This is a genomic window from Streptomyces bobili (assembly GCF_002154575.1).
In the GTDB taxonomy this organism is placed as follows: domain Bacteria; phylum Actinomycetota; class Actinomycetes; order Streptomycetales; family Streptomycetaceae; genus Streptomyces; species Streptomyces bobili.
Genome location: NZ_MUBA01000216.1, coordinates 1 through 4,761 on the forward strand (window position 1 = coordinate 1; position 4,761 = coordinate 4,761).

4 protein-coding genes are annotated in these 4,761 nt (G+C 72.8%); 1 reads left to right on the top strand and 3 read right to left on the bottom strand.

Features of this window, described 5'->3' with window-relative positions:
• Positions 1 to 236: 236 nt before the first annotated feature.
• On the top strand, positions 237 to 1,322 hold the full coding sequence (locus tag BZL64_RS18585; RefSeq protein WP_107430310.1) for a WD40/YVTN/BNR-like repeat-containing protein: 1,086 nt from the start codon (positions 237 to 239) through the stop codon (positions 1,320 to 1,322).
• A gap of 141 nt (positions 1,323 to 1,463) precedes the next feature.
• Here the strand turns inward: BZL64_RS18585 and BZL64_RS18590 are convergent, their stop codons facing one another.
• The 3 genes from BZL64_RS18590 to BZL64_RS18600 all read right to left on the bottom strand — a co-directional run.
• Entirely contained in the window at positions 1,464 to 2,165 is a 702-nt protein-coding gene (locus BZL64_RS18590) for a vWA domain-containing protein (RefSeq protein WP_086770323.1), read from the bottom strand.
• A gap of 76 nt (positions 2,166 to 2,241) precedes the next feature.
• Positions 2,242 to 3,687, bottom strand: a complete 1,446-nt coding sequence (locus BZL64_RS18595; RefSeq protein ID WP_086770324.1) for a hypothetical protein — start codon at positions 3,685 to 3,687, stop codon at positions 2,242 to 2,244.
• On the bottom strand, positions 3,687 to 4,761 hold a 1,075-nt coding region (locus tag BZL64_RS18600), incomplete at its 5' end, for a protein phosphatase 2C domain-containing protein (protein ID WP_208639469.1). The genes BZL64_RS18595 and BZL64_RS18600, both read right to left, overlap by 1 nt.

A 4,761-nucleotide genomic window follows, 5' to 3' on the forward strand; every position in this document is an offset into this window, starting at 1 on the left:
TCCCATACGGGGCCGGCGCTCCGGATGCTCAGGACGAGTCCTGCGTCCCGACGGTGCCACGGACCGGGCCGCCGTGCGGGTCCCCTGCGGCAAGGTGGCCGACACCTTGCGGTCCCGGCCTGCCGCCGCCGCTGTGACCTGCGGCGATGCCCTTTCCAGGGGTGACTGTCAGTGGCTGGGTGCAGACTGGCCGGTGGTTGCGACAAGGACGTCACAACACAGTGGAGGAGACCGGCATGACCGAGGTACTGCTCGCCGTGGGCACGCGCAAAGGTCTGTTCATCGGGCGCAGGCGCGGAGCCACATGGGAGTTCGACGAATCCCCCTACTTCAACGCACAGGCGATCTATTCGGTCGCGATCGACACCCGTGGTGACCGGCCCCGGCTCCTCGCGGGCGGGGACAGCGCCCACTGGGGCCCGTCGGTGTTCCACTCCGACGACCTCGGCCGCACCTGGACCGAACCGGCGAAGCCGGCCGTCAAGTTCCCCCAGGACACACAGGCTTCGCTGGAGCGGGTGTGGCAACTGCACCCGGCGGCCGGCGAGCCGGACGTGGTGTACGCGGGCACCGAACCGGCCGCGCTGTACCGCTCCGAGGACCGCGGGGAGAGCTTCGACCTGGTCCGCCCGCTGTGGGAGCATCCGACGCGCTCCCAGTGGGTGCCGGGAGGAGGCGGCGAGGGCCTGCACACGGTGCTCACCGACGAGCGGGACCCGCGGGCGGTGACGGTGGCCGTGTCGACGGCCGGAGTGTTCCGCACCGCCGACGGCGGCGCGAGCTGGGCGCCCTCCAACTCCGGTGTCTCCGCGGTGTTCCTGCCGGATCCGAACCCGGAGTTCGGCCAGTGCGTGCACAAGGTCGCGCGGGACGCGGCGAACCCGGACCGGCTGTACCTGCAGAACCACTGGGGGGTGTACCGCAGCGACGACGCGGGCGCGCACTGGACGGACATCGGCGCCGGCCTGCCGTCCACCTTCGGCTTCGCCGTCGCCGCGCACCCCCACCGCGGGGACACGGCCTATGTCTTCCCGATCAACGCCGACGCGGACCGCGTGCCCGCCGACCACCGCTGCCGGATCTACCGGACCTCCGACGCGGGCAAGAGCTGGGAGCCCCTCACGGCCGGACTGCCGCAGGAGGACCACTACGGCACCGTGCTGCGCGACGCGCTCTGCACGGACGACGCGGACCCGGCGGGCGTGTACTTCGGCAACCGCAACGGCGAGGTGTTCGCCTCGGCCGACGACGGCGACGGCTGGCGGCAGTTGGCCACCCACCTGCCGGACGTGCTCTGCGTGAGGGCCTCGGTGGTCGGATGAGGCCGACGGGGGGGAGCTTGAGGCCCTGGCCGCCCGCACACGACACCGTCCGCCCGCTGCCCGCGAACGGCCGACGACGCGCCGGCCGACTCCGTCCTCTCCGTACGGCGGCGGGCACCGTGGACCGGTGCCCGCCCGGTCTCAGCTGACGTAGTCGCTCGGAAGCGTGCGGTAGCCCGCCACCTCCTCCGGCACCTGGAGACTCTGCGCCCGAGCCGACGCCACCAGGGAGTTGAGCAGGCTGCTCATGGCCTGAGAGAGGGCCTCACCGTTGTCGCCACCGGGGTCCTCCGCGATGTAAGCGGCCGCGGTCGCGATCGTGCTCAGCACGGACTCGCTGGCGTCCCCGAAACCGTAGGTGATGATGTGCGGCCAGGGCTTCCAGGAGCGGTCCTGGAGCGCGTCCAGCTGCTGCTTCCACGCGCCGGACGGCTTGTCGGTGGGCAGTCCGTCGGTCAGCAGGAACACCACGGGCCGCAGGACCTGGACTCCGTCCCCGGCCAGGGCGCTGACGTCCTCGGTGATCCGGGCCCTCAGCAGCTCGCACATCGGCCCCACGTTGGTCCAGCCGCCGCAGCTGACCGTGGGCAGGGACTCCAGCGCCTCGATGTCCGTCATCGACGCCACCACGTGCGGCATCGTGTTGAACGAGATCACCGACAGATGGATGAACTCCGACAGCTGAGGGGTGGTGTAGAGGGTGTCGTAGATCGTCAGCAGTGTCTCGTTGAGCAGCCGCTCGTACGGTTTCATCGATGTGGAGGTGTCCAGGACCAGGTAGGCCGGCAGGCCCTTGGTCTTGAAGGCGGTGAAGCCCACCGCTTCCTCGGTGTGTTCGGTCATGTTCTCTTCTCTTTCTGTGCCGGCGCCGTCTTTCTGTGCCGGCACGGATGCGGGACGGCGGGTGTGCGGGTGGGTGTCAGATCCAGCCCAGGACGTAGCGGGCGACGCACAGTGCGGCGACCAGCGCGCAGAACAGCATCACGGTGACGGCGTGACGCCGGGGGCGGCGTGCGGCGGCCGGGGCCGTGCGCCCGCTCCTGCCGCGCGCCATCGCCGCGCGACGGGCGGCGGATCGGGACGTGGACCGGGCGGCGGGCCGGGGGGTGTGGGACGTGGGCGGCACGGAGCCCGGCGTCGGGGTGGCGCCCGTGCCGGAGCCGCCCGCCGCGGACACGGAGCCGGAACCCGGACCGGACCGGCCCGATCCCGCGGAGGAGGGCGAGGGCGAGGGCTCCGGAGAGGAGGCCGGTGGCCGTGCCGCCGAACGGTCGCGGAGGTTCACCGATCCCGTCACGTTCGACGCGGCGGCGCCGTCCGTTCCCGACGCATCCGAGGCGGCACGAGTGGTTCCTGAGGGACGGGCGGAGGCGGTGGCCTCGGCGGAACGGGCGGTGCCGGCGCCGGCGCGGGGGCCCACCTTGACCCACGTGGTGACGTTGTCCGCGCCGGCCCGCGATCCGGAGGTGGCGGACGGTCCCGCCGACGCTGTCGTACCGCGTATCCGCCGCACCGCTTCGAGGAGTTCGGCGCACTTCGGCCGGTCCTCCAGCCGTGTCGCGGTGAGCGTCCGCCGGAGCAGGCCGCCCAGAGAGGCGTCCCTCGTCGACCTCTCCACGTCGCGGAGCGCGTCAACGGGATCCTGGCGCTGAGCGGTGAGGCAACGCACGGTCAGCACGGCCAGCTTGTAGCTGTCACTGGCCACGGTCGGCCGGCGTGACCGGTCGGGGAAGAGCGGGTCGGCCCAGCCGGGCGACTCCACCCACTCCCGGGAGCCGATCCCGCAGGAATCCATGTCGATGACGAAGACCTCGCCCGTGTGCTGGTTCCACAGCGCGTTGCGATACGACCAGTCCCCGTACACGATGTCGTGCCGGGCGAACAGGTCGCCCACCGCCAGCAGTTCCTCGACCGCGCGCAGCCGCAGGTCGAGGTCCGGCCGGCGCAGTCCGACCTGGGCACACTTGTCCGCGGGCTTCATCAGCCAGTCCAGCGGCAGCGGTGCGGGGTCCTGCCAGCCCGACAGCGCCTTGAGAGGCGCGTAGAAGCCGTCGGGGGCCTTGGCCATCACGACGCCGACGAGGTCGGAGCCGTCGTAGAGCCGGGTGGTGGGCCAGGCGAGGCACCGGTCCACCAGGTCCTGGTCCGCCTGGGACATGACGGTCGGAAGGTAGACCAGGCGCTGGAGGTCGGATATCCGGCCGGCGTCCGCCGGGCGCTTGTAGAGCTTGGCGAGCCAGCCGGGGCTGTCCTTGATCTCGTACACCAGCCGGGACTCTCCGTTGTCCTGGCTGATCGCCTTGCCCTCAGGTACGCCGGACAGTTCCTCGCGGGACGGGAAGGGGCTGTCGGACCAGCTGCGCATCAGCGGTGCTCCTCGTCGTCGCACCAGACGACGACGGCGGTGCGGTCGTCGTGCATCTGGACCTGGTCGAAGCCGACCTGGTTGAGGAAGGTGCCCACGGCCGGTGGCCGGGCCCAACGTTCGGCGAACCACCGGCGGGCCTGGAGGCCGGTGCCGAACGCGTCCGCGACCCCGTCGGTCGTCACCGCCAACACACAGGTGGGCGACAGTTCCACGACGCCGTGGTCGGCGCCGCGCGGGTCGTGCGGCAGATAGCGGGCGACGGCCGACGGGTCGAAGCCGTGCTTCTCCTCGCCGATCAGACGCTCCCAGTCGCCCCCGCTCAGCCGCCACGCGCTCACGTCGGCGATCGAGGCCAGCCACACGCGGCGCCGGCCGTTGACGTGCGGCCGGGCCGGTACGACAGCGACGACGGCTACGGCCCGCACGGTGTCCGGGTCCCAGCCGCGCTGCTCCGCCACCGCGATCATCTGTCCGGCAGCACTGAGGAAGGCGTCGCAATGGTCCAGCCGCTCCAGAGGGGTCCCCGCGTCGAGGGAGGCACGGACGGAGTTCACCAGCGCCGATACGGCCACCTGCGCGCCGACGTCGGAGTGGGCGCTGTCCGACATGCCGTCCGCCACGGCGATCACCAGATGCTCGCCCGCACGGTCCCGGCCGATCCGGTACGCGTCCTGCCGGGGCCGGCCCTGCGCCCGGTGCCCCGGACCGATCACCGAGGCGGCCCGGACCGTCAGCCCGCCCAGCGCGGCCTCGTCCGCCGCCAGCCCGTGCGGCCCCGGTTCGGCGGGCAGCCGCCACGGCTCCCGAGAGGCGCGCGATCCACGGACGAGGACGGGCGGCCCTTGATCGTCCGACGCAGGAAGCGCGAACCCGCTGCCCCGCACCTGCCGGCCGGGGGGCGTACCGTCCGGGGCGGGCGCCGGTACGCCGGCCGCCCCGGTGAACTCCTCGGCCCTCGGCCGCGGGGAGGTGGATCCGGGGGGTGCGGGTTGCTCCCGCCGCTCCCCGTACGGGTCGGGTCCGGGTGCGGCCCGGTAGCCGTTCGGCGCGGGCCCGTCGCCCGCCGCCGGA